Raw genomic sequence first — 26,185 nt, forward strand, 5'->3', positions numbered from 1 at the left:
TACCATGTTAGCCAGCGAACTAGGCTCCCTCAGTCCCATGTCCATGTAAATTGCCTTGCTCTGGAAATTCAGGCTCCTTCTCAAACGTCGAATAAAGCTGGCTAAAACTCTTCGGACGATACTTATCCCATTCTGTTTGCAGAACGTACAAGGGCTTGATGCTCTTCCCTGATTGTGCGGACGCGTCCTTGCACCAATCGACTAAACGTTTCCACTTTAGAGGAACATCAAGGTCGGCCTTCCCCTTGGTTTCGATGACCCAAATATCCAATTCCGACTCCTTCACGATGAAGTCTGGGTAGTAGTTAGCGATGCCACCGTCCGCGTTTCTGTACTCGACCTTGAAATAGGTGCTCTGGGAGTTCTTGATGAACGAAACGATGTCATCACATCCATCCAGGAAGGCAGCAAATTCAAGTTCGAAATGGCTGTCACCCACCACCTTGTTAAAGATGGACTTTTTGGGAACGACATAGGCTTGGTCATTCACCAGGAAGGGGCGTGTCTTGCGGAACTGAATATGGTCCCTGACTTCGGTAGTCCCCTTGTCATGGACCGTGAGGGCATTCACCGCAGATTTGAAGTTCTCCACGATTGCCTTAGTTGCCGCTTGGTCTGAGAGGTTCCGCAGAACATTTAAATCCGACAGGTCGACTTCCTTTTCGAAGAGATACCCCGTGATGTAATCCTTGAGCTTTCCAAATAGGATGTCGAACCCACCAACCAAGCGGAGGTCCCTCATGATGAGTTGGCAAAAGTACCCTATGACCGCCTGGGGACTAGGTTCCAGGCTCATGTCGAGAACCGTCGAATGGCTTATCTTGTCGCTATCAATATCCTTGAAGATAATCTCCCGCTGCTCCTCCTCGGTATATTCATGAATCTTGAGCTTGGGAGTTTTGACCTCTGAAACGTCCAGTTCATGGAGGTTCTTGTATTCTCGGTAAATTCTTGGAGTGAGAACGGGCAGTTTGATGTCCATCTCATCAAGGTCTTTTTGCGGGTTCTCTTTGTCGACCTCAATGACCATCGGCGACTTGGGCTTGGTCTTCTCGCCCATCTCGGCGTATTCAAGTTCAACGCCTTCGCTCTTGATGGACTCGACAAACTGGATAAACGCTTCAGTTCCAACCACGCTCACTTTCTCTTGAACGGGTTCGCCCCTGAACATCCTCCTCAACCCTCTGCCAAGGGTCTGTTCGGGAAGGATTTTGCTCTTCGCCTTGTATGGACGCAAACCGACGATGGATACTACGTTTTGAACGTCCCAGCCTTCCCGAAGCATCATGACCGAAACAATCACCTCATAGGGGCTTGCTGGATCATCTATAACCCTGCTGGCTTCGCGCAGCTTGTCCAGTTCGTCCTGGGCCTTCTTTCCAGCAGCCTCGGAGATTTCACCGTTGGCTTTCGTATGGATGACCAGGACCTTCCCACCCAACTCGGGATAGTTCTTCTCGTAGTATTGTCCCACCTCGTCGCAAGTCTGAGTGTCGTCAGTCATGACGAACAGGATGGGCTTCTTCCCTGTCGAGGAAAGCTCCTTCTTGACGTTCCTCCATTCGAGGTAGCCAAGATGGAGATAGTCCCTGTACTGTTCTGAGTACTGATCGCTTTTTCTTTCTTGGAGCTTCGCCCTGGACGCCGAGTCAGGAAGCACCGGAGTCTTCACGACCCCCTGCCTAATGGCTTCAACCAAGGGATAGTCGCTGATCGTCTGCACGAACATCGCACCGTTCGTGTGCTTCGGCGTGGCTGAAAGATCGAACTGAGCCGAAAGCTTGCTATCCTTGAGACGTAGCTGGCTTGAAATGTCTTCGATACTTTTGAACCAAGCCAGGTTCTTATCATGGATATGATGAGCTTCGTCGTTGATCACCACGAGGTTCGGCACCTCTCTGATGATCTTCCCAAGGTCCGTCTTCGAATCGGTGGTCTTTCCCGTCGGACGTTTGCCGAGAAAGTAGTCCATGGTGTTGTCGTCATCGATCGAGGGAGTGCTTCCGTTCTCGAACACACGATGGATATTGGTCAGGAAGATGTTTCCTGTGTCCGATAGGACGCCGATGTCGTCCTGGATGTGCAAGGTTACTTGGAAGTCATCCTTCCAGTTCTGCCCTTCATATCCATTCTCGGGCAGGACGGGGTCTTGATGAAAAATCTTTAGCCCTTGGAAGTCGTCGTAGAGCCTGTCCAGGACGATGATGTTTGGCGCGATGAGCAGGAAGTTCGTGCTCAGGTCAGAACCTTCCTCATATCGTTTGTGGAAGTATGACCACGCCACAAGCAGGCTCATGATTTTGGTCTTGCCTGCGCCGGTGGCCATCTTCACCACGTACCGGGTCCAGTCCTCGTCGAACATCCCCTGAGAGATATGCCCCGAAGAGTCGTACTTCATCAGAGAGTACGGATCACGGGCCTGTTCGATCTCGTACAGCCAGATGACGGACTCAACCGCCTCACGCTGGCAGAAGTAGTACTGGAACCTGAACATGGTCCCATCAGCCTTAGGGATCATGTGCTCTTCATCGAACCAGTACTTGAGCAGGGCCTTGGTGGTTTCGCTGGCTCCGGCGTAACCTCTTTCACGCCACTTGATCACACCCTTGCGGATTTTATGGACCAGCGGAGGGAGGAGTTTTTCATACCCCATTTCGTCCAGCATGGCGTCACCTGGATACCAGCGAATATCGGGGGTAAGGATGGCGTGAGGGTCATTCGGAAACGTCGACGGCAGAGCCATTAGATTTTCACCTCCACCACCTTGGTCGTGTCGTTTCCAAAGATGTCGATCACTTTCACCGCCACCTTGTACTTGCCCTTCTCGGGGTAGTCGTACTTGCCGCTCATAAGTTCGAGTCGGCGTTCACTCTTGGTTCGGAATGACTGCCATTCGTTCTCGAAGATGTAGTTGCCCGTCCAGACTTGGCGCTCTTCCCCGTCTTCGAGGATCGTGATGATCTCCTTGCGGCTCTCGTAGTCGAAGTCCACCGCCCAATAATCGATCCAATCCGTCCACTTCTTGGTCAGGACCTCTCGGGATACGACGCCGCTCTTGTCCTTGCTGATCTTCACCACCTGCCCGCCGTCGATGGTGACTTTGCTGCCTCCATCCTTGAGGGATTCCCCCAGGCTATCAAGGTCGTCCTGGCGGTAAAACACCCCGAAGTCCTTGAGGTGAAGTTGGATGGTCTTCCCTTGGACCTTGGGCATGATGTCAACGAATGCCACATCATAGAACTTGACTTGATTACGTTCGATGGCGCGCCGATCAAACACGTCTTTCGGGATGTACTTCAGGCTGAGGGTGACACCCTTTTGTCTGGCTTCGTCCTGAATGGCTGGAACCAGCCCCATCTCGAACTCGAAGCCAAGGATGTCCGCCTTGCTGATCTTGTTCTGGCGACACGCATCTATGGCTTCATTGACCTGGGCCAGCGTCACCGGCGCATCAATAGGGCCGACCAGAACCACCGTGCTTCCCTTCTTCCCGTGGAATGGGGATAGCTGGAATATCCGTTCTGCCTTGTAGGCGGAAAGGATGAGGGTCAGGTAGTGCTCTTCACGTTGCAGGGTCTGGGCCTTCCTCTGCTCCTCGGGCAAGGTGGGGTCGATGCCCACGAAGTACTGACGTTCGTATTTGCCGAGGTTCAGGATTTCAAAGCTGCGGTAGGGTTTGCCTGATTGCTTGAGTTCGCGCTGTACGCCGATCATACGTTTTCTGGTTGTATGAATGGCAAACCTGCCAAGATCACAGCCAATCCACTTCCTGCCGAGCTTTTCCGCGACTGCTAGCGTTGTACCTGAGCCACAGAAAAAGTCTGCGACAAGGTCATCCTTGTTCGATGTTGCACGTATTATTCTATCAAGCAGAGCTTCTGGTTTTTGGGTTGCGTAGTCAACAAGCTCATTAGATTGATTATGAATCTTATTGATGTCTGTCCAAATGTCTTGAAGAACCGTCCCCTCGTATTCGCTCTCATAACATTTTAGCCTTGGCATCCCACCGTCTTTTTTGGGGTAATGAATTCTTCCTTTTTTTTCGAACTCTTCCATTTTGTCTATAGTGCAGGCCCAAGTCCTATTTTTCGATGGCCATGCACCTTTCCATTCGTAAACTAAGTTTCCTCCGTCTCCATGTCTCGGGGCATCCATGGGTATTCTATTGTATCTTTCTTTTCTGTCATCATCATATTGGTCAAAAAACTGTTCTAAATATTCAGCGCTTGGCTTTTGCAAAACTTTATTCCATGTCCTTTTGTCTGAATTTGAATAATACAGGACCACGTCATGGATCATGCCGCAGCGAGAAGGGTCATTGTGCGCGAATGCCCTTCTCCAAATGATTTGGTTTATGAAATTGGAACAACCAAACACATCATCGAGAACGCTTCGCACAACGTGAGACACCTTGGGGCCAATATGAACAAAAATACTTCCATCGCTGGCAAGCAAAGATTTTATTAGCAACAATCTTTCATATACCATCGAAAGGTAGGAGTCAGCACCCCTCCCCCAGGTGTCTCGGTATGCAAGCTCTTCAATGATGCTGGGCTCCTTTGTTAATGTTTCTGGCCCAACACCAATGTTAAACGAAAAGTCAGCACCCACGTCAAACGGTGGGTCGATGTAGACCAGCTTTAACCCGCCAGCCTTTTCAATCTCTTCGCGCATGGGACCGTTCTTAAGCGAGGAAAGGACCAGCTTGTTGTCGCCCCAGATGAGCTTGTTTGACCACCCGCTTTGCTGTCTGCCGCTGTTTGTGTCGCAAGAAAAAAGACTGAACGAGTCCTTTCCGACAACCATGTTGGCGTCCTTGCGAGGTTCGTCTATCTGCTCGATGGACTGGAATGGCAGCACTACGTTGGTCACTTCACTGGTCTTGCCAGCCCAGACAAGTTCAACTTCGGGAACGTTTTCGAACAACTGGGACTTGTATTTCGCAGGGAGCTTTTCGCCTCTATCAATCATTGCTTTCAGCTGTTCTTTCTCGTGGTCAGTGAAATTCATTACGCGTCGCTCCTTCAACAAATACTGCGAAAGTTACTAGCAAATCAGAACGCATAACAAAAGAAAATGGGCCGATTTCTCGACCCGGTAAAAATGTTTCCTCAAACTACGCAGCAAGCTTCCTATCCCGAAGGATTTCAGAAAACTGCGCCCGTTTCTTCTCCAGTGCCAGGCACTGCTTGAGCAGGGTGGTCTGCTCATCCACCTGACGCGCGTTCATTTCCTTCATAGCACAAACCCCATACCGCTCGCACACGTAGCCCCGGTATTCTTCCCAGAGGTCGTCATTGAGACCTAGCTGAGCGAATATCTCAGCGAGTCGGTCAGCATCGGAAATCTTCCCTGTTTCGGTAGAGATTTCCGAGTTATTCAACCAGTTGAGAAGACCTTCACCCATGGCAGGGCTAGGCGTCAACCGGGTTCCGTCAAAAATCCCGGTCCTGTCTTTGCTCGCGGTTGCTACATGGCCTTCAATCGAGAGGTCCATGACCACAGTGAACTCGTATTCGAGTCCTTCTCGCTGTATTGGCGCGAGTCCAACCTTGCTGACCTTGGTCTTTCCATGCTCAGAAGTGACCTCATAGCCGGTCTTGGTGCGCATGGTCACGATGACATGGCATGAGCTTGCGAGTATCGCATCTACCAACTGATTGTGTTGAGGGGTAACTTCCCGCCAAGCATCAAATGAGTTTCTAACTGCCTTGGCAGTTCGATCATGGAGCGTAAGTATTCCGCCTTCTCCAGCCCACGCATGGGACAGGCTGTCGATAATGAGCACATTGTAGCCAGCTTCCTCAGCCGCCTTGATGCCCTCGATATATTTTCGAGGTTCAAAGGGCGGATCGAGCTTGAGCACGTCATAATCGACGATGTTCGCGTAGAGCGAGCCAGAGCCTCTTTCGGTGTCGATCATAGCGATCCGTCCACCGAGACCCTTGGCGATCTGAAGCGAGCTAAAAGTTTTACCGCTTCCAGCTGGGCCAGTGAGAGCCAAACGAAGCTTGGAACTACTTCTTTGAGCCTTCTGAAACATGGTGACCTCCATGATCTGGACGCAGGCATTGCCCGCGATGTTTGTTGAAGCACGTTTTGTGGAAGATTCGGTCTTCGCTGTAGGCATTGATACCTACTGTAACCTTCGTCATCTCTTCCGATGACTCAATGATTTCTTGGCAATACCAACAAACCATCTCATCGCCTCAGAAACCTACAACGGATTTGAGAGGTATCTTAACTACGCGGCGTTCCTTGAGGTCCTGATGATACAGGAGCCAATGTCGTTCGCCGAAGGTCTGAACAGCCTTCTCATCGTGCATGAAGCACAACGACTCATATTCGCACCAGCCGCAGTGAACTCCTGGGCATGGCCAGAAATGACCAGCCTTGATATCAGCAGCAACTTTTCTGCAAAGTCGGTAGAGTTCCAGGAAATCAGGCAAACTGCGTCGACCTTCATCCCAGATGACTTTTGGTTCCTTTGTTCTGACCAGATGGATCAGGGCCACGGGGGAATTTGTCTGTGATGTTTCTGGCGTGAAAGGCTGACTGTACAGGTAAGCGTAGAACGTCAGTTCCATTGCAAGCCTGCCGAGGCCTTCATGTGGAGTCTTTGCAGCAGTCTTCAAATCTGCGATACAAAAAGACCCCTTAGTATCTGTATGTATGAGCAGATCGATGTAGCCGAGTTGGTTTATCTCTGGATGCTCAACCAGTGTTATTGGATGTATCAACGGTGACGAGAGCTTGAGTTCAACCTGTGACACAGGCAGAGGTCCAAGCTGCTCAAGAAAGGCTTTGGATTCAGCCAAGCACCTTGCTTGAGCCTTGAGGTATTCGCCTTCATCTGTGTAGTCGCACAATTCAATCGTATTCTCTTCCCAGAAACTTCTCGAAGCGTGTTCGAGCACGTCAACGGGTGGAGAGTCTCGGTAGAGAAGTCCGCATTGAACCTGGTGATGGATCGCGGACCCTTCGACCAAGCTCTTTGCTCGTTTGAGAGGTCGTAGGCCCAGCTCGTAATGCAGCCGGTATTTCTCCGAGCATCCGAGGTAGGTATTGATCCTCGTTTTCGAGAGGGTGAGCATGGGATAGCTCCTATGTTTTGGACGTTCCAGAAAATGGAATAGGGAGGCAGCTATATTTCGAGCCACCTCCCCACCATGAGAGTTCGCAAGCGTGTTCGCGTGTTTGTTCAGTAGCAAATCGCTAATCGCTAGGCTGCTTCTTGAAGATTCCCCCGATCAGCGCCAGCATCCAGGTGGATACGGCGTCGGGGCATTTCGTCGATGGCAGCGTCGATGGCTGTTTTGAGGTTCGCGAAGTCGCTGGTGACCTTTTGCCTGAGCACGTCTTGGTAAGTGACGGCATAGGGGTTCCCGTTCACGGTTTTCACCAGAGTGCGGGCTTCGTCGACCAGCGCGGCGAGTTTGTCGTCCTGGAACAGGTTCCTTTCGGAGAAACCGTCCAAGAATTCATTGATCCTGTTAGTCATATTTGACCTGAGAATCTTCGGCTTGTCGCCGCCTGTAACCTTGTCAGAGAGATGGGTAATGACCTCGCTGAATTCCTCGCGAAGAGCGGCAATAGCCAGTTCACGAGTTTCAGCCATAAGGTCCTGAAATTTCTCCTTCTCACGCTGGTAAGTTTCCGGCGAGAGAAAGGTTGCCTTGGTGGGCACGTCGAGCAGCATAAAGCGCCACTCGAACTTGAATTTGGTCCGAATATCCTGGGGATAGTCGGTGTCATTGAACAGCTCGCCGAGAGCTGTCTTGGCTTCTTCGCGGGCGTCCACGTAGAACTCCGCAAAGGAGTTCACCTTGTTCATGAAATCGGACTGGAACATTTCCAGGCGATTATCGATCTCATCGATCGATTCTTTGGGCACTAGGTGAAGCCCAGAGATGGGAAACGGCAACGCATATCGTTGCAACAATTTTCTCGCCATCTGTATCGTGGCTTTCAATGGGGATAGAACTTCCGGGTTCACCAAAAGTTTCTTACCCTTGAGCCACTCGGTATTCCCGAGATTGCCCATGAGGCTTTGATTGATGTCTTTGGCACCGGTCCAACACGAGGTAGCGAGCTGGACTAAACAAGCCTTTTTGAAGATGTCATTGCTCATGTGAAAGTCTCCTTTATGGTCTTTGCAGACCATAGTTGCGGGTGGGGTCGCAGAGCATCTTGCAACAATGCAATGGGCTCAAATGTTACAACCCTTGGGGTACACGATATTCCGTATACCCTGAAATCATAGACTTTTTGGGAGTTGGACGGGTGAACGGTTCCTGAGATTGGGGGGGTGGGTGAAATTTCATCCACCCTGGAATGATTGACTTTTCTGGAACATAGGCGGGAAATATCCCGCCCCTGTGAAAATGCACCGCTCAGCCGCATAGGTTGATGTGCTTGCGCAGTTCAACATCGTTCTTTTGATAGAACATTGGCGTAAGGCATCTGGATGTTTCGTGGCCAAGTAGGCCTTTGAGGAATTGAGATTCTTCAAGACACACTGGGCCAGCGAAACCTGTTGTTTCGATGCGGACTTCGCCAGTATTGTCGATGTCGACGATGATTTGTTTAGCCATAGGCAAAGCACCTCTGATCCCACATATGCTATGCATTGTGGATTGTTTGTTTTTGGCCGCGCGCCAGAATTGAGTGAACAGTGAGACTGCTAGAGAAGGAAGCGACTAGGCAGAGAGAACCAATCGGATGCCCGTGTCTGTTTTCTTTTCGATGACGCGGTAATTGCGTCTCCTGGCTTCCAGGATGGTTCTTTCGACCGCGTAAGCTTGCTTGAGCTTTCCGCCATTGTCGCCAATTGCGATCTTCAAGCGAGTGTCCCAGTAATCGGCGAGCAGCAAGAATTTCGTTCCTTGCTGAACTACACCGATCTCATAGGATGCGTTTGGGATGTGAATCGCGTGATGGCATTTGCCGAGGTCTTTCTCGGTGATGCCTTCTGGCAATGGTGTAGATTCTGGATTTACTAGGCGTCCATACCAGACGTAGGTTGTTTGCCCAGCGCAAAATTCAAGACCAAGTCTTTGGCAAGCTTTCTTCAAACTGGCCAGATCGTTAATCTCGACTTCTATTTTGCTTACATGTGACAAAACGCACCTCCAGTTATTGAACTGTTGGAGTTGAAGTTGGACCAGTTCGTATTCTGCGAGTCTCTTCAGGCTCATCATCAGGTGTATTGGCAGGACGCGCGCGAGTTCTTGCCCAGTTGCGTAGGGCTTCGATTTCTTCACGCATTGTCCTTGAGAGAGGTATCACTGAGTGAAATGCCGTTTCCATGTCTGTGAACATGGATTCGCGGCATATCTGCTCAATCTCAGCTCCTGAATAACCGTTGAGGTTGGCAGCGTATTCGAGAGGTATCTTTGTACCGTATCGAGCGTTCATGATCTTGAGGATATCACGTCGCTCTCTGAGGCTTGGCAGGTCCACCATGAATATGGCATCAAACCGGCCAGCTCGTATCGTTTCGGGAGGGAGCTTGGTGATGTCGTTGGCAGTCGCCATGACGAACACGGGTGAGGTGTTCTCCTGGAGCCAAGTGAGCAAATGGCTGAACATGCCAGAAGTAGTTCCAGCATCGGTCTCGCCAGAGCTTTTGACTCCTGACAGGGCTTTTTCGAGTTCATCAAGCCACACGACGCACTCGCCAAATGACGAGATGATCTGTGTTGCCTGACGAATCTTCTTCTCACTCTCTCCGACTAGGGAGCCCTTCAAGGCTCCGATATCTAATCGGATCAATGGCCAACCGAGTATTGACGCGGCGGCTTTGCAAGAGAGACTCTTTCCTGTGCCGGGTATCCCGACGAGTAAGAGGCCTTTTGGCCTGGGTAAGCTTTCGTTACCAGGCGTAAACGCCTTCGCACGGGACTTGATGTAGGCTTTGAGCTGACTCAAGCCTCCGACATTAGACAAATGCTCAGGTTCCCAGACTTCGAGAAGCCCTGATTTTCTGATCAGTTGCGCTTTCAGTTGGGCGATGATGTTTGAGGAGAAGTAGCGGCGTTTGACGAGTGATAGGGCGTATGCGCATTCGGCTTCGTATTCGGTGAGTCCACGTGCCAGCCGAGCAGCTTTGCGGTTCGGTCTGACATTCAGTGGGTTGCCGAGTTCATTCTGGAGTATGTAAAGGTCTTCAGTATCAGGAAGTGGAAGGTCAAGAACTGTAAATATAGATTTCAGTTCTGGACGCATTTGGATTTGAGGAGAGATCACGACGAGGCAGTTGCCTTTCGCTTTCCACGTATCAGATCCGTTTTGTATGCATTGAATCACCTCAACGGAATCCGTGAACAAGTGTAGATTGTGAGCTAACATAACTGCATCTTGAACAGTGTCCAACCAACGTAGCATCTCAACAGGGTCGCGTACTTCCTCCAGGATCTTTTGACTACCAGCGAGTCGTATGCCACGCTGGCAGTCCCAGGCGAAGAATCGCCAGTGACCGTCAAATGGGATGATCTTTTCGGCTCTTGCTGGCTCAGTTGTGAGCAGAAGCAATGCCGGAAAACCTGCCTTCAAGTATTCCTGTAGCATGCTGAAAACCTCCATATATGTAGTTACAATACAATTTCTATATATGCAGGCAGAATGTTAAAACTCTTCAAAGCAATGATTGCGCGCGCAAAATAGTAACTTGCACATGCGAGTGTTCAGCAAAGGATTTCCTGGTGCGCCAGGAGACAGAAAAGATGTCTGAGCTCGTGAGATCAGGAGCAGAGGCTTCTGAGATCTAAGAGAAAGGGATTTCCTTGGGAGCCAACGCGAGCTTCCGATCAGGTCTTGACGGGGCACATGATCCCGGAGACACACCCATGTTGTGGGTAAACGAGACCGTCTGGAGACGGTACGCCATGTCGAGCTGGCATGGTGTTGGAAATGACCGTAGGATGCCTTTGGGAGGACATCCTGGGATCAAAAAGACGGGAGAGATATGATCTACCAGCTACACGTGCAGCTGCTCGGGATAACCCCGCTGATTTGGCGCAGGATTCAGGTGCCGGGAGAAGTCTCCCTATTTCGACTCAATCTGCTCATCCAGCGAGCTATGGGCTGGAAGAATACTCACTTGAGTGAGTTCAACATAGATAGCCGTAAATACGGTGCGACAGAACAAGACCACTTTGCAGAAGGTGTTTACGAATTCAAGAAATTCAAGCTGTCTCAAGTTGTGACAGCTGCTGGGCAAAGCTTTCTGTACGCATACGACTTCGGAGATGATTGGCTACACAAAGTTGTTGTCGAGGATATTTTGGCGCGCGAAAATGAAGTCAAATATCCTCTGTGTATTGCCGGTGAACGAGCGTGTCCACCTGAAGACGTTGGCGGGATATACGGATACGATGACTTCCTAGAAGCCATCTCCGATCCAAAACACGAGAGCCATGCAGACTACAAGACTTGGATCAAGAAGTTTGACCCGGAAAATTTTGACGTGGACAAGGCGACTAAAGCGATGCAGCGGAGATAGCCAATACCAGTGTTATTTTATGCGATAAAAACCCTTTGGTTTAATCTCTTAAACAGCAGGTGCCTTTATGCCCCGCATATTCTTCGCTATCGGTTCAATCTTTGCTTTTATCTCTGTCGGCGCAGGTGCTTTGGGTTCCCACGCGTTGAAGGGGAAGCTTACTCCAGATTTGCTGCCTATCTTTGAGATAGGAGTACGGTACCAAATGCACCATGCATTGGCACTCATCGGGGTGGGTCTGGCATGCGCGAAATGGCCAAGCACTCTCATGACCGCTAGCGGATGGTTATTCATCGTTGGAACAGTATTTTTTTCCGGCAGCATCTACCAGCATTGTTTGACAGGAACAAGGTGGCTTGAAATGATCACGCCCATTGGCGGAAGTCTTTTGATGTTAGGTTGGATATGTGCGGCTGTCGCTGCTTTGCGCGCAAGTTAGCAGCCTAAATACTTTTCCATAAGATCAGCAGCCTCACTGGAATATATGGTTTAAATTTTAATGCCTTTGACTTCACTGTTAAGCGCCCCTCAATTAGTGGCAGTTAATTTCGCGCACTAGAACTGCTTTAAAATATATGCCACATTTTGATAGTTTGAAATACTTTCTCGCTGAAAATGAATTCTAAATTTGAAAGCTCGAATAAATCTACCTTTTGTCACAATAGAAAAAGGTAGGCTCTGCCAACCATCCAAAATTTGTGACAAGTAAAAAGACGGGCGACAATTCGCCCGTCTCTTCTTATATAGAGGCCTCAGAATCCAGAATCGATTGTATTTTCAATGGTTTAAACGTTCAGACAGTATTTTTGAATTGACTAGACTAAAAGCCTGGGAAGCCGCGCCATTCCTTTGATTCCGAGGTTCTCACCTGTTTTTGAATTCGGTCAGAATCCTGAATCGTAGAATCGTCAGTCCTCCTGGCTGAAACCGACCAGGATGATCTTGTTGGAACGCCCCTCCTTTATCTGTTGAAATCTACCAAGCTTGATGCCTTTTTGAATTAGTCCATTTAATTGTGACTCCTTAACATTCTCTTCTTCCAACCCATGTTCACGACAGTACGTAGAATATTTTTCTGTTAATATTTTCTGGCTTTCCACTTCACCTCCATTTGCGGAAAGTACTTTATCTAGAATATGGAGCCGACGTTCTTCAGGGCTTACTTCATGTATGTAGCATCTCAAATCTTTGCCGCGTTTTAGACTTATCGTGCCAAACTTTTCAAAATTTGACGCCTTAATGTGTCTCAGCTTGAATAAGTTCTTGTCTTTGCCATCAGCTTTGAACTCAAGAGTGTTTCTCGCCCAGTCACCAATGGCACTTGCCCCACGGCCACCAGAGTAGTCGGTTACATTGTCTCCCTTGCCGTCATGGTGTACAACAAGAACGTTAGTGTTTGTCAGTGATCCGAGCAAACTGAATCTGTCCATGACCTTTCTCATGGCAGTATTTGAGTTTTCATCTTGACAATGAAAACTTACGAGGGGGTCAAACATTACGACATTCACACAATTTGATTTGACAGTGCGAACCATCTTGTAGAAGAAAGCGTCGTCCAAGATATCTGCACTTATCATGATGTCGTCGTTCAGTTTTATGAACTGAATATTTTCAACGTGGCGCTCTGCAATATCATTGAGGCGCATGTTTGTTTGAATTTTATTCTTGATCGCGGCGGCTTTGTTTTCTGACTGGACGAATAAAACCTTGGATGGCCTCGCAACCTTATACCGATTCAGGAAGCCTAATTCTGTTGGTGCGGCTAGCTCACAGGCAAAATCCAGCGTGAACGTTGACTTGCCGATTCCGTTCTTACCGAATAGAATCATAGGCTCACACTTCGGCCAGAACCCTTCAACCAGAAACTCAAAGTTATCAGCGTTTAACTTAATATCACCAAGATTCATCGTATCGAAAACATCACCTATATCTGCCTTGGCACCTGTTATGTTGCAGTGAATGTAACCAATTGCCTTCTGATATTGCTTGTCGAAGCGATTAAATCTTGATTCTCCTTTCTCCCGATGCTTTTCGCCAATCGGATAGTTTTCAAATATATCAAATATTTCATCGCGAGAGAATCCGGACCGCACCAACGAATCTATCACAGTCATTTCATTTTCAGACCTTTCTCCGTCTGCAAATAAGTTCAACATTTTGCGAAGTGTTTCACCGCTAATACGTGACGTATCAATTGGAGCGATTTTCTTCGGTGCTGTTGTGGCTTTGGTTTCCCACTTCGGCTTCGCTTGATTCCTTGCCATTTCAAGAAACCATTGAGGTGCTTTTGCCGGGTGAAAGTTTTTTAAGATAGTGTATGGCTTTCCAGTGTCTGGATGAACTGAACCGGGGCACATTACGTAGCCACCTATGCCCCTGATGTCGTATGCTCCTGAGTATTCTCCCTTTGCGCTTGAATTGTGATACATGTAGCCGTCGTCAGGGTACATGAAATATATATGTAGCCCTTTGTTCGTTTTTACGACGAATGTTTCTGTGGCCATCAACTCTTGAAAGTTGTCATCCCCCACAAATTTTTTGAATTTATCAATATTATCAACGTCAAGCACAATGACTTTTGAGTAAGGACCGCAAACAATTCCGGCATTAACCCCAAGGTATTCATCAGAATAATATGGAGCATAGTCAAAGCTTCTTTTATTCCAGCCCCGTTCGATCGCTTGCTTTCCATTTTTAGCGCAGGAAACTAAGTTAAAGTGTTCTGAAAATTCACGGAATACCGATTCTCTTTTATTGTCATTGCCAGTTCCTCCGCTTGCAATCAAATCTACGATTTCTTGTTTTATAAAGTTGTTGTTTTGCATTGTTTTGCTTTTCAAGCAGCCGAGTTCCAGCCCGGCCGCTTTTTCCCCAGTCACCTAAACCAGGAAGTCGACCTCCGATTAGTTGATTTTGTACAACAGTATGCTGTTGTCTGCGGCAAATATTTATACCTCTTGGAATGTTTTCTACTACAGTTACGGTCCCTAATTTATGTCCTATCGCCAACACTATTGGAGTGATGTGATGTTAATTCCACCGTCGCTGCTCGTGCTTTCACCGCTCATCAAACTTAGCAACCAGCCTGGAGCCTGAGCAGGTCGAACGTTGTTTAGTATTGTGTATGGTTCACCTGAGACTGGGTGTATCGATCCAGGACACATGACGTATCCTCCAGCCCCGATCACTTCAAAAATATTTTTGTTGTCATGGTTTTTTACTATTGAGTTTCCGCAGATACGACCTGCACTCGGATATTTAAAGTAGAAATGAAATCCTTTGTGCGTTTTGACTATAAAAGTATTTAGCGCCACAAATTGTTTGTATTTTTCTATTCCGATATATTTTTCAAATTCTTGAATATCTTCAATGTCTACAACAATAACATTTGAAGCGGGACCGCAGGCAATTCCTGCATTATTCCCCATAAATTTTACTGGCTCGTACTTTTCTCTTTTATTACATTTTCCACTCCAGCCTTGTTCAACTGCTTGCTTGTCATTTTTTACGCACGCTATCATTGAAAATAGCGTTGACATTTCACAGAATACATATTCACGTGTCACATCGTTTTTTGTATTGCCTCTGTTAATAAGATTAAATGCGAGTTGTTTTACAAACTTATTTCTTGCCATATTGAGTTTTGAAGCATCCTTTTCAGATTTGGATGCTTATTCTCTAGTTTTTAGACTAGTGAACCTATCCCCTTATTCTTCTTAATGGATTGCTGGCCGCAGCAGTCTTTAATATTCTTTTCACAATGGATACATTTTTTCTCAACTTTGTTTTGCACTTCAGATCTCCTGTTTTTATTTTGCGGAATGTGCACCAGCCGCAGATTTTCAACGAAGTAAAATTCGTCTACACCTCCTCTTATCTCTTTATAGCCTGAGAAAAATAACTTCTGCACATTCTCTAGCGAGACTGCGTTGTGCTCAATTCAGATTTTACGTGACGTCTTGTTCTTTAAATTCTGTGGTCAGTGGGTGCTTCTCGTCAGAAGGCTTACCCTCCATGAGCCCTTAAAGGACCTCAAGACGAGTTCAACCCTGCCTATGCCAGTCAGGATGCAACACAGCCCGAATATGAGCCACAGCTTAGTTGTTGCATTTCAGTTGGTTAGCGCTACGCGAAGCAACATGGTCGATGCGGGGTGACATTGCGACCCCATATTGGTGGCAACACTCTTGAATCATTGTACGTCTGTGGGCGTTGGCGAGAGGGATACCAACAGAAAAGGGACCGGTCGCCCAGTCCCCTCCCCATGCCCGAGGGGCCCCCGGCCCCCCCCCGATGGCGGAAGGCTACTGCTCGGTCGTCGTCGCCCCTTGGGTTACGGTGTATTTGTCGGTGCGCTTGCCTGGAGCTTTGACGACAAGTCCCTGATCCACCATTGTTTTCAGCATATTCCCCACGTTTGAGGCAGATTTTCCGGTCGCGGCGACAATCTCTCTAAACGCCAAGGGTTCGGAAGACGCCATGAGCACCCTGTAGACCTCAGCCTGCCCCGGTTTACCTAGAAGATCGACTCCTGCGATCTGCGAGTCCTCGATTCTCCAGACCCCTTTGTCCAGCCGAAGGGACAATGAGTCATCCTCGACGTCACGCCCGGAGATCATGAGGTTTGCACACTGACCTTCTCCATCGCCAGTCCGGTCCAGCATGAGTAGACCGTCAGCACCGCCGGAGACGGCGTTCGTCCCATACAGTGCTTGCTTCCAGTTCTTCGATCTGGCGGTCTTCACCGTGTGGTGGATGACCAGAAGCGAGACACCCAACCTGTTCGCGACCTGGCTCATTTGTGCCATAACTTGGTACTGGAAGGCGTAACTCTGTTTGACGCCCGCGCCCAGGAAGCACCCGAGGGTGTCGATGACCACGAGCTTTACACCCTCGATCTGCGGCACTAGATTTTCGAGGTGTTCAAGCCCCCGATGCTCGAAGTCAGGCCACCGGTAGTGGAAGTGCAGGTTCGACAGGTCGCCCTCGCCGCCGCTGGTTTTCTGGAGCAAGCGAGCCCTGAGCCGTCGCTCGGTATCCTCATACGTGATGTACAGCACCTTGCCCGCGTTGGCCGCGTATCTGCCAAGGAAAGGTGTCCCGCTGGCAACAGCGCTAGCGATATCCAATGCGAGGTAACTTTTCCCCGCTTTGGGCGCTCCTCCGAGTATCGAAAGCCCTACTGGAAGAACCCCGTCTATTACGAACTCCAACGGCGATAATTGCGATTCCATGATAGCTTGCGCAGTCACCAAGCCACCCAGGATTTCGTGGGCAATATCGGGTAGCGGTTTTGGCGAGAACGGGTTTTGGGGCGCTACAGCACCCGTTTCAGTCGAACTTGAGAACATTGAGGCAAGGTCATACGATCCGGTTTTGGAACCGAACATCGCCTCGTACCTCCTTGTGGGGTTTGTCGGCGAACGTCTTCATTCATTCATGACGTTCATACCTGCCGGGCGATTTGATAAACGGGTCGGCCCGGATAACCGAAACCGACCCGTTGTTGTGGTTCTAGGCGTTGGCCTTTGCCGCGTAGGTCCCCTTGCGGAGGCTCACGACCTTGCCCTTATCCTTCAAGGACTTGAGCGCGCTATCGATCTCGCTCTTGAGCAGGTCGGTCGAGTTCATGATGTCGGACTTTTTGGCACCACCCGGGCGCGACTTGAGAACGGTCAGGACCTCGTTCTCAGACGTGGTGGGATTCACCGTGACCTCGACCCACTTGCCGTTGTCCAGATGCAAGTCGAGCGAGAAGCCTTCGGAGGAAATGCTCACGGTCGGGACATTGTTCTCGTCCCTCGTGCCCGTGACCTTGAATACCGGGGAGCAGAGACTGACCCCTTTGAGGTCCTTCAGGAACGTATTCTGGTTCGGGATGTTGGTGTCCATGATGGCCACCAAGGCGATGTGATTGCTCACACCGGCGTTGTGCAGAGCCAGAATGTCACGCTGAAGAGCCGACTTGGTCTTGCTCTTCTCCCATTCCGGGAGGTTGCCGAGCAGGTTGTCGAAGAAGATCATCTTCAAGTTGGGGTTGTTCTGGGCCTGGTTACCGATGAAGGTCGCGGGATCACCCTCCTTGAGGGTCATGGGGCTATCGACGTAGGGTCTAAAGTCGACATGCAGGCTTTCGCTCGCGTCATTTGGCAGATGGGTGAAAACTTCCACCCACCGGTCCCTATCAAACAAGAAGCGAATGCCACCCTGGATGGTATCGAACTTGTTGAACATGGACTCACCGGCGTGGACGCTCTGGCCCATGAGCGGGAAGGTTTCCACTCCCGGGTTGAGCGTGTTCGCCGAGGTCACGGCCGTGTTGAACACCATGATGGTGAGACCGGTGTTGATGAAGCCTTCGATCACCGGTTCCTCACGGGTCGATTCCTCGTCCTGCTTCGGAGCAGACGCCCCGAAAAGAGTGGCGATCTCCACGGTCGTGGTGTTGGAGGCTTCGTTCTCCTCGTTTTCGCCGAGCGTGGTGCTCGGGTTGGTGGTGGGCATGTTGTCCTGTTCGACCGGAGTCGAATCGGAGGTGGCCTTTGTCATTTCGAAGTCGGTGTCTTGCATGATATCCTCCATGCTTTGTGTGCTCGTGACAACCACGACCACTTGCAAATGAGGATACAACCGGCAGGAATAATTAGAAGTATGTCTCAACGGTAGGCGTCAACCTCTACGGCAGACGTTAGCATCTACCGTAGAGGGTACCTTTCGAGGGGGCGAAACGATCGGCTGAATCGACTTTACTCTGAAGAAATGTGGCTCATTTTTTTGATGTAGCTTCAATCTTAGCAACATCATATGAATCATATTCAATTTCTTTTTCCAATTCTTTTTCGTCGAGAGTAATTCCGCTGATGTCGAAGTATTTCCCTACAGGCAGGTACTGCACCATTGAACAATTTTTTTCATATTCTGGACACGGGCAAACATAGACCGTCCTTCCTACGCAGCCTGTCGCTCCATAAATAAAATCTTTGGGTGCAACTCGTTTCAATTCAGATGCAATTTTTTTGAGCTTTGGCTGTTTGTCAAAAATTGCAGCCCAAATAAGTATAGCCATTTGTTTGTGGAGCAACTTGCACCCATTCTTCCATGCTGGGTCAGCATACTCAAACAAGTGTTTGTCGAATTTTGTTGAGGCTTCCTTTTTTTGACTTGAAGTGCAAATTTCAGATCGCATCCTGTCGGTTAGCGGTTTGGTCACTCGATCGTCTGAAAAGTGCCCAGCGAACATAACGGCTTGATACAAAGCCCCTAATTCAAAAAAATACTTAGCGATTTTTGCAGTTGATTCTTCCTTGGCAAAATCTTCTTCTGCGAGACGAATTAATTCTTTGGCATTGAAATAATGGTGTGCGTATTCGACTTGAACAGACATGGGCGTTGGCCAGTTTTTAGTTTTAGAAGCAAGTTCAGTTAAAAAAGACTGAAGAGCAAAATACTTCGTATCTGCCTTGCAATCTTGCTCTTTAAATTCTTTGAGTAAGTCTCTAAGTTTATTTTTCCCGCCGGGAAAATCCAGTCCATGGCGATTTGCCAAGGAAACAATGCCCTCAACGTCTAGCCCAAGCAGTTCATCTAGATGTTCTGTAAATGTTTTCGGAAAGTCTTTATGGTTACACAATTCAAACCAAGACTTCACAGCATTCAAACATTCCCCTGCTGTTTCACCTTTCAGTAATTTTCTTTTAAAACTCTTTAGTCGAGTAACCTTGTTGTCTAGATTGTCAAATTCACCTATCAAATTAATTGATTTCTTCGCAAAATTAAAATTGTAAACAACTTCGTCCAAAATACGATTTATATGCGGGGACAAATCCTCTTCACCAGGTTTTCCTTCTGCCTCGTTCATTGATTTGGCGAACGAACCCAGCAATAGTTCCCTTTCATTTTCATTTAACTCGTAATTTTCGAGTCCTTTTTTAAATAAATCTAACACTACTTCTTTTGTATTTTTCCCAGACTCTGCGCTCACAGCAAAACTCCTTTTCTCGAATCCCTGGTCCTACCGTAAAGGTCAACCTCTGCTGTAGACGTCCACCTCTACCGTAACCATCATTCTTCTGTTTTTTCAAATAGATGCGATGTTCCACCCCATGAAGGACATCGAACCCGCAAGCTTCAATTCCAACCCGACCTGTGAGATACTCACTGTCGAGGAGGCCGCTCAGTTCCTGCGCAAGAGCCCTAGCTGGGTCTACAAGCGTTGGCAAGAATTGGGCGGTGTGAAGCTCGGGGGTTCTCTGTTTTTCCCAAGCAAAGAGGACCTTTATGAGCGTCTATTTCAAAAAAGGCAGGGGCTGGCGCTACGACTTCATGATCAACGGCAAGCGGCACACGGAAGCCTGGTTCGAGACAAAGCTCCAGGCAAAACAAGCCGAAGCCAAAAGACGAGAGGAGGTGGAAAAGACGGTCTTCATGGCGACGGAGGAGGTGACCCAAACCGACATAGGCTTTTTGGAGCTGGTGAACCGCCGTCTGGATCACGTTAAAGCCTACAACTCCGATTCGCACTACCATGCGTATCTCTTCATGGCCCGAAGATGGGTCAAAAGATGGGAGAGCTTCAAGTGTTCGGAACTCAGTCCGAAGATGATCCAAGATTTCTTGTTGGAACGAAAAAAAGTATCTCCTTTCGTTGCCAACAAGGACCTTCGGTATCTCAGGGCGACAATCAACTTTGGGTTGCGGAAAAAATATATTGAGTACAATCCAACGGAAGAACTCGAATTTTTTCCAGTAAACAAAAAGCTCAAGTATGTTCCACCGCTTGAAGACATCGAGAAGGTCATTTCCGTGGCAGATCAGGATACGCAAGACTACCTTCGCACCATCCAAGAAACTTTGGCGCGGATGGGTGAAGTAAACGGAATGCTCTGGGAAGATGTCGACCTCGCAAGGAGATTCGTGGTGTTGTACACCCGGAAGAAACTCGGTGGCCACCGCACACCGAGAAAGGTTCCCATGACCGACTGCCTTTACGCAATCCTTCGGAGGCGGTTCGAGTCCAGGGACGAATCAAAGCCTTGGGTTTTCTGGCATCGCTACTGGAGCAGGAAAGAGAGCAAATTCCTGGTCGGTCCCTTCGACGATAGGAAGAAGATTATGAAGACATTGTGCAAGAAGGCCGGTGTGCGGTATTTCCGGTTTCACGCCATCCGCCATTCGGGTGCGAGTGTGATGGACGACCAGAACGTTCCGCTCGGAGCCATCCAGCGAATACTGGGGCACGAGAACCGGAAAACGACCGAGATTTACTTGCACAGCATGGGCAGGACGGAACGAGAGGCAATGGCGGTGTTCGAGCAGTCTCGAAAAATTCACACACAGATTCACACACACTGAAAAAGGGGCTAGGGACTTTTTGCCCTAACCCCTTGATTTCGTGGTGCCGAGGGACGGAATTGAACCGCCGACACGGGGATTTTCAGTCCCCTGCTCTACCAACTGAGCTACCTCGGCTCGAGGAAGAGTGCGTTTACCGAGATTCCCCGGACTTGGCAACCCCTTTTTCCCAGTCCACCCTGCGAATTATTTCGGAAACCAGCGGTTCCAGGGTCTCGCGGGAGCGCGCCGAGATGGGTATGCCCTCGGGATAGCGGCTTAAAACCCAGAACTCGCGTTCCTGGTCCAGGCTGTCCCATTTGTTCAGGGCCAGGAGCCTGGGCACGGTGTCCAGCTCCATCTCCCTGAGGATGGACTCCACCGCCTCCACCTGACCGGCCAGCTCCGGATGCCCGGCGTCGGCCACCTGGATGAGCAGGTCCGCGCTTTCCAGCTCTTCCAGGGTGGCCCGGAAGGCCTCCTTGAGCTCCTTGGGCAGCTCGCGGATGAAGCCCACGGTGTCCGTGAGCACCAGCTCGCGCTCCTCGGGGAAGCGCAGGCGGCGGCTTACCGGATCCAGGGTGGCGAAGAGCTTGTCCTCGGCCAGCACCTCGGAGCGCGTAAGCGTGTTCAGGAGGGTGGACTTGCCCGCGTTGGTGTAGCCCACCAGCGAGACGATGGGCAGCCCGGCCTTGGCCCTGCGGTCGCGCACCTGGGCGCGCTGCTTGCGGAGCTCCGCAAGCTCCCGCTTGATCCGGGTGATGCGCTCGCGGATGCGCCTGCGGTCGATCTCGAGCTTGGTCTCGCCGGGGCCGCGCCCGCCGATGCCGCCCATGAGCCGGCTCATGGCCGGGTTCTTCCCCACGAGCCTGGGAAGGGTGTACTTGAGCTGGGCCATCTCCACCTGGAGCTTGCCCGAGCGCGACGTGGCCCGCTGGGCGAAGATGTCCAGGATCAGCTGGGTGCGGTCCAGGATCTTGCGCTCGGTGGTGTCGGCCAGGTTGCGCATCTGGGCCGGGGTCAGCTCGCCGTCGAACAGGAGCACCGCCGCGCCCGTGGACAGGGCCATGATCTCCAGTTCCGAGAGCTTGCCCTTGCCGATGATGGTGCGCGGGTTCACCTGGGGCACGCGCTGGATCACCCGGCCGGTGATGGTGAGCCCGGCCGTCTTGGCCAGGGCCTCCATTTCGTCCAGGGAGGCTTCCAGGTCCATGCGCGGGGCGCTGCCCACGCCGATCAGGATGGCCCGGCCGGCCACGCCCTCCTCGGTGCCGCCGGCCGTCCCTGCCACGGGCTGGGACAGGCGGGCGAATTCGTCCTCCAGGGCCTGGGTCTGGGCCTCGAAATCGGTCTCGCAGCGGTCCCAGGGGATGGGGGGCAGGATGTCCCAGGGCTTGCCCGTGCTCTCGAGGTCGACCTTGGGCACCAGGTGCGCCTGGTGCAGCCTGGCGGGCGAGGCCATGCCGTCCACGGTAAGCGCGGCCACGGAGTCCAGGCGCAAAAAGAGCATGTCCGTCAGGTCTTCCTGGTCCAGGCCGCCGTCATGCAGGTGGGTGTGCAGCAGGCGAAGGCCGCGCAGGCGCCCCGCCCCCAGGCGGGAGCGGGCCAGTTCCGGGATGTAGATGGCGTGGGGCTCGCCTACGATCACCATGTCCGGGCGGCCCTTGCGGTCGATGAGCAGGCCCACCTGGCGGCCGATGCCGTGGGAGATGGCGGCCAGCTCGCGGGCCTGGTCGGTGGTGTAGCCGCCCTGGGAAGGGTAGCGCCGTGTGTAGAGACGTTCCAGGGCCTTCACCTGGCTTGGCTTCAGGCCCTCGGTGTTTCCTTGTACCTTGCTTGCGATGGGATGCCTCCGGGGCCGGTCCGTGCCGGACCGGCGAGATCGTCAAGGCCCGTCATGTAGGACAGGGTGGAGGCGGAAGCAAGAGGGGGCGGGAGATTTGCCGCCCCGGCCCTACCACCAGGGGAAGGAGAGGGTCTCGTGGTAGCCGCGCTCCTTCATGCAGGCGCGCGTGGTCTTGTTGATGCTGCCGTGGTCTTCGGGGGTGTAGTGGGCCAGGCAGCCCTTGGAGTAGCAATCCTGGTAGTCGGCCATGGCCCGTTCGCGCTCCACGCCCTTGGCGGAATACGGGGGGCTGCAGGCGCACAGGGCGGCGAGGGCGGCGATCGAGAGGGCTAGACGCAGGGTGCTCATGGCGGTCTCCTAGAATGAGTCTTCCTGAACCCTAGGACAAGGCCCCGCGGGCGTCAACGTTGTGTCACATCGGATACATTGACCGTATCCCGCGAGAAGCCTACAAGGCTCAAGTATCCAGAACCGGAGAAAACCATGAAGATACTGCGCCCCACACGCATCGAGCGCTGCATAGGCTGCCAGTCCTGCTCGCTGGCCTGCGCGCGCCTGGTGCACCAAAGGATTTCCTGGTCCACGGCGGGCATCCGCATCGTGTCGTCCGGGGGCATTTCCACCGGGTACGAGGCCAAGCTCTGCCTGGCCTGCGACCCGGCCCCCTGCGTCAAGGCGTGCCCCACGGGCTCCTACACCCAGCGCAAGTCCGGCGGGGTGAAGGTGGACAAGTCGCTGTGCATCCGCTGCGGGGAGTGCGCCAAGGCCTGCCCGGTGGACGCCATCTACATGGAGCCGGAAACCAACCTGCCCTACGTGTGCATCCATTGCGGCCGCTGCGTGCCGTTCTGCCCGCACAGCTGCCTGGAGCTCGTCCCCTCGCCGCACGAAGCGCCCGAGCCCGGCCAGCCCCAGCCTGTGGAGCCGCAGGATCCCCAGGAGGCCGCCCATGCAGGCTGATTACTCCTTCCGCATCCTGGTGGCGGACCTGTCCTCCGGCAAGGGCGAGTACCGCCGCTTCGGCGACAAGCGCGAGGTGCTGGGCGGCTCGGGACTGGCCGCAGCCCTGTACGCCGAGTTCGGCAAGCCCGACCTCCCGGCCCTGGACCCCTCCCAGCCGCTCATTTTCGCCATCGGCCCGCTCACGGGATGCTTCCCCATGATGAGCAAGACCGTGTGCGGCTTCAAATCGCCCTACAACGAACGCTTCGCCGAATCCCACGCCGGGGGCCGTTTGGCCCTGTCCCTGCGCTTCGCCCATATCGACGCGCTGGTGGTGGTGGGGCGCGCGCCCACGCTCTCCTGCCTGGGGGCGGGCATCCGGCAGCTCGAGGTGAAGGACGTCCACTACCTCAAGGGCATGGACGTGTTCACCACGGGCAAGATGCTGCGCAAGATGTTCTCCGGCGGGGCCGGGCACCGCAGCATCATCCGCATCGGACCGGCGGGCGAGAGCCTCTCCGGCTTCGCCTGCATCAACGTGGACTCCTACCGACACTTCGGCCGCCTGGGCGCGGGCGCGGTCATGGGGTCCAAGAACCTGAAGGCCATCATGGTGGAAGGGGGCTCGGCCATGCCCGCCCCCGAGGGCAAGGACTACGCCGCGCTGTATAAGGACATCCACATGCAGCTCACCACCACCTCCATGATGAAGAAGTACCACGATCTCGGAACCGCCGAGAACATGGCCGTGATGAACCGCATGCGCGCCCTGCCCTGGCGCAACCTCCAGACAACCCATGACGACGAGCGCATCGACAGGATCTCCGGCGAGACCTTCGCCCGCGAGCTCCTGCTGCGCAAGACCGCCTGCACCGGCTGCCCCGTGGGCTGCATCCACGTGGGGTTACTGCGCGAGCAGTTCGCCAAGGACAACGACGTGCTCTACCGGCAGGTGGCCTACGACCACGAGCCGGTGTTCGCCACCGGGTCAATGCTCGGCATGGGGAGCGCCTCGGACGTGCTTTCGGTGCTGGACGAGATCGAGCGCCAGGGCCTGGACGCCATCTCCGGCGGCGTGGCCCTGGCCTGGGCCACAGAGGCCTTCGAGAAGGGGGCGGTGACCGAGGCCGAGACCCTGACGCCCCTGGCCTTCGGCGACGCCAAGGCCTACCGCGACGCGCTCATCCACCTGGGCACGCCGCCCAACGAGTTCTATTCCCTGCTGGCCAAGGGGACCATGGCCGCCGCCGAACGCTACAACGGCCAGGACTATGCCTGCGTGTTGGGCCAGGAGATGGCCGGGTACGCCACGGGCGAGGTGTTCTTCGTGTCCTCGGCCTTGGGGATGCGCCACTCCCACCTGGACAGCGCGGGCTACTCCTACGACCAAAAGTCCCAGGACAAGGACGTGGGCAAGGCCGTGGCCTTCATGCTGGAGGACGAGCGCCAGCGCTGCGTGCTGACCTCCATGGTCTCCTGCCTGTTCGCGCGTTCGGCCTACACCGAGGAGGCCCTGGGCAAGGCCCTGGAGGTGCTGGGCTATCCGGAGATGGCGGCGAACCTCAGCGCCGCGTCGGAAACGGTGCGCAGGCTGCGCTGGAAGACCAAGTTCGCAACCGGATTCGATCCGGACCAGGTGAAGATCCCCAAGCGCTACCTGGAGGTGGTCACCTGGAAGGGGCCCATCGACGCCCAGTACCTGAACGATCTCAAGCAGGCGTACGCCGTGGAGATCAGGAAGCTGGCCCAATGACGCCGGGCGCTTCCGATGGGAACGCAAGAGGCGCGCGCGTGGAGTCCCGTCATGGCCTTCCGGCTTGAGGACATAGTCCCCTGGGGGCGTTCGTTCGACGAGTACGCCGCCATGTTCGCCCTTGGCCCCGGCGACCTGGAGAAAAGGATTCTCGGTTGCGGGGACGGCCCCGCCGCCTTCAACGCCACGCTCACGGCCCGGGGGGGATCGGTGGTCTCGGCCGACCCGGTGTACGGTTTTCCGGCCGGAGACATCGCCAGGCGCCTCGACGAGGTGTTCGACGTCGTCTTGGAGCAGACCCGCCGGAACCGGGAGGAATTCGTCTGGACCCACGTTCGTTCGGTGGAGGAACTGGGACGGATCCGCATGCAGGCCATGCGCTGCTTCCTGGAGGACTTCGAGCGCGGCAAACAGGAGGGGCGGTACGTCTCCGCCGAATTGCCCGTGCTGCCGTTCGACGATGCCCGGTTCGACCTGGCCCTTGTTTCGCACCTGCTGTTTCTCTACAGCGCCCATCTGGACCTGGATTTCCATGTGAACTCGCTGCGCGAATTGTGCCGGGTCTCAAGCGAGGTCAGGGTGTTCCCCCTGCTCGAACTCGGCTCGGTGCGGTCCCGGCATCTCGAGGCGGTGCTGTCCAGGCTCGCCTCCGAAGGCTACGCCGTCGAGATCGAGCGGGTTGGCTACGAATTTCAAAGGGGCGGCAACGAGATGCTCCGGGTGTCGTCAGCCGGCTGATTGGGCCAGGCGCTGGCGGGGGGCAGGCGGGGCGACGGGTTTTTGTTGGTTTTTCAGCGATTTGACGCAAAAT

Annotated in this window: 21 protein-coding genes and 1 tRNA gene; 6 read left to right on the forward strand and 16 right to left on the reverse strand. The window is 52.6% G+C overall.

The genetic code is table 11. The features are described 5' to 3' along the window. Positions 1-19: 19 nt before the first annotated feature. The 8 genes from ML540_RS01135 to ML540_RS01170 all read right to left on the reverse strand — a co-directional run bounded on the left by ML540_RS01135 (position 20) and on the right by ML540_RS01170 (position 10,569). The gene (locus ML540_RS01135; protein WP_243357973.1) at positions 20-2,743 is read right to left on the reverse strand and encodes a DEAD/DEAH box helicase family protein; all 2,724 of its coding nucleotides are present in this window, start codon (positions 2,741-2,743) and stop codon (positions 20-22) included. Continuing rightward, positions 2,743-5,010 (reverse strand): site-specific DNA-methyltransferase, encoded by a 2,268-nt coding sequence (locus ML540_RS01140; protein WP_243357974.1) that lies wholly within the window; start codon positions 5,008-5,010, stop codon positions 2,743-2,745. Before ML540_RS01140 ends, ML540_RS01135 begins: the two co-directional genes overlap by 1 nt. 106 nt (positions 5,011-5,116) lie before the next feature. After that, a complete protein-coding gene (locus tag ML540_RS01145; RefSeq protein WP_243357975.1) occupies positions 5,117-6,130 on the reverse strand; it encodes an ATP-binding protein in 1,014 nt (337 codons plus the stop codon). A 79-nt stretch (positions 6,131-6,209) separates the two neighbouring features. Next, positions 6,210-7,094, reverse strand: coding sequence for a PD-(D/E)XK nuclease family protein (locus tag ML540_RS01150; RefSeq protein ID WP_243357976.1), 885 nt, complete (start codon positions 7,092-7,094; stop codon positions 6,210-6,212). Between the two features lie 128 nt (positions 7,095-7,222). Then, positions 7,223-8,131, reverse strand: a complete 909-nt coding sequence (locus ML540_RS01155; protein WP_243357977.1) for a DUF3150 domain-containing protein — start codon at positions 8,129-8,131, stop codon at positions 7,223-7,225. Positions 8,132-8,393: 262 nt separating this feature from the next. Next, positions 8,394-8,594 carry a DUF2997 domain-containing protein gene (locus ML540_RS01160; RefSeq protein WP_243357978.1) on the reverse strand — a complete coding sequence of 67 codons (201 nt, stop codon included), beginning with the start codon at positions 8,592-8,594 and terminating at the stop codon, positions 8,394-8,396. Between the two features lie 105 nt (positions 8,595-8,699). Further along, positions 8,700-9,122 carry a DUF1257 domain-containing protein gene (locus tag ML540_RS01165; RefSeq protein WP_243357980.1) on the reverse strand — a complete coding sequence of 141 codons (423 nt, stop codon included), beginning with the start codon at positions 9,120-9,122 and terminating at the stop codon, positions 8,700-8,702. A gap of 13 nt (positions 9,123-9,135) precedes the next feature. After that, positions 9,136-10,569: an AAA family ATPase gene (locus tag ML540_RS01170; protein WP_243357982.1), complete on the reverse strand. Its 1,434-nt coding sequence runs from the start codon at positions 10,567-10,569 to the stop codon at positions 9,136-9,138. 397 nt (positions 10,570-10,966) lie between these two features. On the opposite strand from ML540_RS01170, the gene ML540_RS01175 reads away from it, so the two are divergent. Then, positions 10,967-11,503, forward strand: coding sequence for a plasmid pRiA4b ORF-3 family protein (locus ML540_RS01175; RefSeq protein WP_243357983.1), 537 nt, complete (start codon positions 10,967-10,969; stop codon positions 11,501-11,503). A gap of 67 nt (positions 11,504-11,570) precedes the next feature. After that, positions 11,571-11,942 carry a DUF423 domain-containing protein gene (locus tag ML540_RS01180; RefSeq protein WP_243357986.1) on the forward strand — a complete coding sequence of 124 codons (372 nt, stop codon included), beginning with the start codon at positions 11,571-11,573 and terminating at the stop codon, positions 11,940-11,942. A gap of 469 nt (positions 11,943-12,411) precedes the next feature. On the opposite strand, the gene ML540_RS01185 is transcribed toward ML540_RS01180, so the two are convergent. From ML540_RS01185 to ML540_RS01205, 5 genes are all read right to left on the reverse strand, one after another. Beyond that, entirely contained in the window at positions 12,412-14,343 is a 1,932-nt protein-coding gene (locus ML540_RS01185) for an AAA family ATPase (protein ID WP_243357988.1), read from the reverse strand. A 171-nt stretch (positions 14,344-14,514) separates the two neighbouring features. After that, positions 14,515-15,138 (reverse strand): bifunctional DNA primase/polymerase, encoded by a 624-nt coding sequence (locus ML540_RS01190; RefSeq protein ID WP_243357989.1) that lies wholly within the window; start codon positions 15,136-15,138, stop codon positions 14,515-14,517. A gap of 669 nt (positions 15,139-15,807) precedes the next feature. Beyond that, a complete protein-coding gene (locus ML540_RS01195) occupies positions 15,808-16,893 on the reverse strand; it encodes an AAA family ATPase (protein WP_243357990.1) in 1,086 nt (361 codons plus the stop codon). A gap of 124 nt (positions 16,894-17,017) precedes the next feature. Next, positions 17,018-18,073: a helix-turn-helix transcriptional regulator gene (locus ML540_RS01200; protein ID WP_243357991.1), complete on the reverse strand. Its 1,056-nt coding sequence runs from the start codon at positions 18,071-18,073 to the stop codon at positions 17,018-17,020. 196 nt (positions 18,074-18,269) lie between these two features. Continuing rightward, on the reverse strand, positions 18,270-19,484 hold the full coding sequence (locus tag ML540_RS01205) for a hypothetical protein (RefSeq protein WP_243357992.1): 1,215 nt from the start codon (positions 19,482-19,484) through the stop codon (positions 18,270-18,272). Between the two features lie 296 nt (positions 19,485-19,780). On the opposite strand from ML540_RS01205, the gene ML540_RS01210 reads away from it, so the two are divergent. Then, a complete protein-coding gene (locus ML540_RS01210) occupies positions 19,781-20,854 on the forward strand; it encodes a tyrosine-type recombinase/integrase (protein WP_243357993.1) in 1,074 nt (357 codons plus the stop codon). A gap of 41 nt (positions 20,855-20,895) precedes the next feature. Here the strand turns inward: ML540_RS01210 and ML540_RS01215 are convergent. The 3 genes from ML540_RS01215 to ML540_RS01225 all read right to left on the reverse strand — a co-directional run bounded on the left by ML540_RS01215 (position 20,896) and on the right by ML540_RS01225 (position 23,027). Next, positions 20,896-20,971: transfer RNA gene (locus tag ML540_RS01215), tRNA-Phe, on the reverse strand. 16 nt (positions 20,972-20,987) lie between these two features. Further along, positions 20,988-22,628, reverse strand: a complete 1,641-nt coding sequence (hflX, locus tag ML540_RS01220) for a GTPase HflX (RefSeq protein WP_243357994.1) — start codon at positions 22,626-22,628, stop codon at positions 20,988-20,990. Positions 22,629-22,787: 159 nt separating this feature from the next. Next, positions 22,788-23,027: a hypothetical protein gene (locus ML540_RS01225; protein ID WP_243357996.1), complete on the reverse strand. Its 240-nt coding sequence runs from the start codon at positions 23,025-23,027 to the stop codon at positions 22,788-22,790. A gap of 135 nt (positions 23,028-23,162) precedes the next feature. Between ML540_RS01225 and ML540_RS01230 the strand changes: the two genes are divergently transcribed. Genes ML540_RS01230 through ML540_RS01240 form a run of 3 tightly spaced genes read left to right on the forward strand, consistent with a single transcriptional unit; the run spans position 23,163 to position 26,112 of the window. Then, entirely contained in the window at positions 23,163-23,639 is a 477-nt protein-coding gene (locus tag ML540_RS01230; protein WP_243357997.1) for a 4Fe-4S binding protein, read from the forward strand. Then, complete coding sequence (locus ML540_RS01235) at positions 23,629-25,374, forward strand: aldehyde ferredoxin oxidoreductase N-terminal domain-containing protein (protein WP_243357998.1); 1,746 nt, start codon at positions 23,629-23,631, stop codon at positions 25,372-25,374. Before ML540_RS01230 ends, ML540_RS01235 begins: the two co-directional genes overlap by 11 nt. Before the next feature lie 51 nt (positions 25,375-25,425). Next, positions 25,426-26,112, forward strand: a complete 687-nt coding sequence (locus ML540_RS01240) for a hypothetical protein (protein WP_243357999.1) — start codon at positions 25,426-25,428, stop codon at positions 26,110-26,112. The last annotated feature ends 73 nt before the right edge of the window (positions 26,113-26,185 follow it).

It is taken from the genome of Fundidesulfovibrio terrae (genome assembly GCF_022808915.1).
Classification (GTDB): domain Bacteria; phylum Desulfobacterota; class Desulfovibrionia; order Desulfovibrionales; family Desulfovibrionaceae; genus Fundidesulfovibrio; species Fundidesulfovibrio terrae.

Bases quoted from the DNA above. Each gene is read 5' to 3' on its own strand.
- ML540_RS01150 (WP_243357976.1), bottom strand. From the start codon at position 7,094: ATGCTCACCCTCTCGAAAACGAGGATCAATACCTACCTCGGATGCTCG.
- ML540_RS01240 (WP_243357999.1), top strand. From the start codon at position 25,426: ATGGCCTTCCGGCTTGAGGACATAGTCCCCTGGGGGCGTTCGTTCGAC.
- ML540_RS01145 (WP_243357975.1), bottom strand. From the start codon at position 6,130: ATGCCTACAGCGAAGACCGAATCTTCCACAAAACGTGCTTCAACAAAC.
- ML540_RS01135 (WP_243357973.1), bottom strand. From the start codon at position 2,743: ATGGCTCTGCCGTCGACGTTTCCGAATGACCCTCACGCCATCCTTACC.
- ML540_RS01225 (WP_243357996.1), bottom strand. From the start codon at position 23,027: ATGAGCACCCTGCGTCTAGCCCTCTCGATCGCCGCCCTCGCCGCCCTG.
- ML540_RS01230 (WP_243357997.1), top strand. From the start codon at position 23,163: ATGAAGATACTGCGCCCCACACGCATCGAGCGCTGCATAGGCTGCCAG.
- ML540_RS01170 (WP_243357982.1), bottom strand. From the start codon at position 10,569: ATGCTACAGGAATACTTGAAGGCAGGTTTTCCGGCATTGCTTCTGCTC.
- ML540_RS01155 (WP_243357977.1), bottom strand. From the start codon at position 8,131: ATGAGCAATGACATCTTCAAAAAGGCTTGTTTAGTCCAGCTCGCTACC.
- ML540_RS01175 (WP_243357983.1), top strand. From the start codon at position 10,967: ATGATCTACCAGCTACACGTGCAGCTGCTCGGGATAACCCCGCTGATT.
- ML540_RS01140 (WP_243357974.1), bottom strand. From the start codon at position 5,010: ATGAATTTCACTGACCACGAGAAAGAACAGCTGAAAGCAATGATTGAT.
- ML540_RS01210 (WP_243357993.1), top strand. From the start codon at position 19,781: ATGAGCGTCTATTTCAAAAAAGGCAGGGGCTGGCGCTACGACTTCATG.
- ML540_RS01195 (WP_243357990.1), bottom strand. From the start codon at position 16,893: ATGTTCGGTTCCAAAACCGGATCGTATGACCTTGCCTCAATGTTCTCA.
- ML540_RS01200 (WP_243357991.1), bottom strand. From the start codon at position 18,073: ATGCAAGACACCGACTTCGAAATGACAAAGGCCACCTCCGATTCGACT.
- ML540_RS01190 (WP_243357989.1), bottom strand. From the start codon at position 15,138: ATGGCAAGAAATAAGTTTGTAAAACAACTCGCATTTAATCTTATTAAC.
- ML540_RS01180 (WP_243357986.1), top strand. From the start codon at position 11,571: ATGCCCCGCATATTCTTCGCTATCGGTTCAATCTTTGCTTTTATCTCT.
- ML540_RS01160 (WP_243357978.1), bottom strand. From the start codon at position 8,594: ATGGCTAAACAAATCATCGTCGACATCGACAATACTGGCGAAGTCCGC.
- ML540_RS01235 (WP_243357998.1), top strand. From the start codon at position 23,629: ATGCAGGCTGATTACTCCTTCCGCATCCTGGTGGCGGACCTGTCCTCC.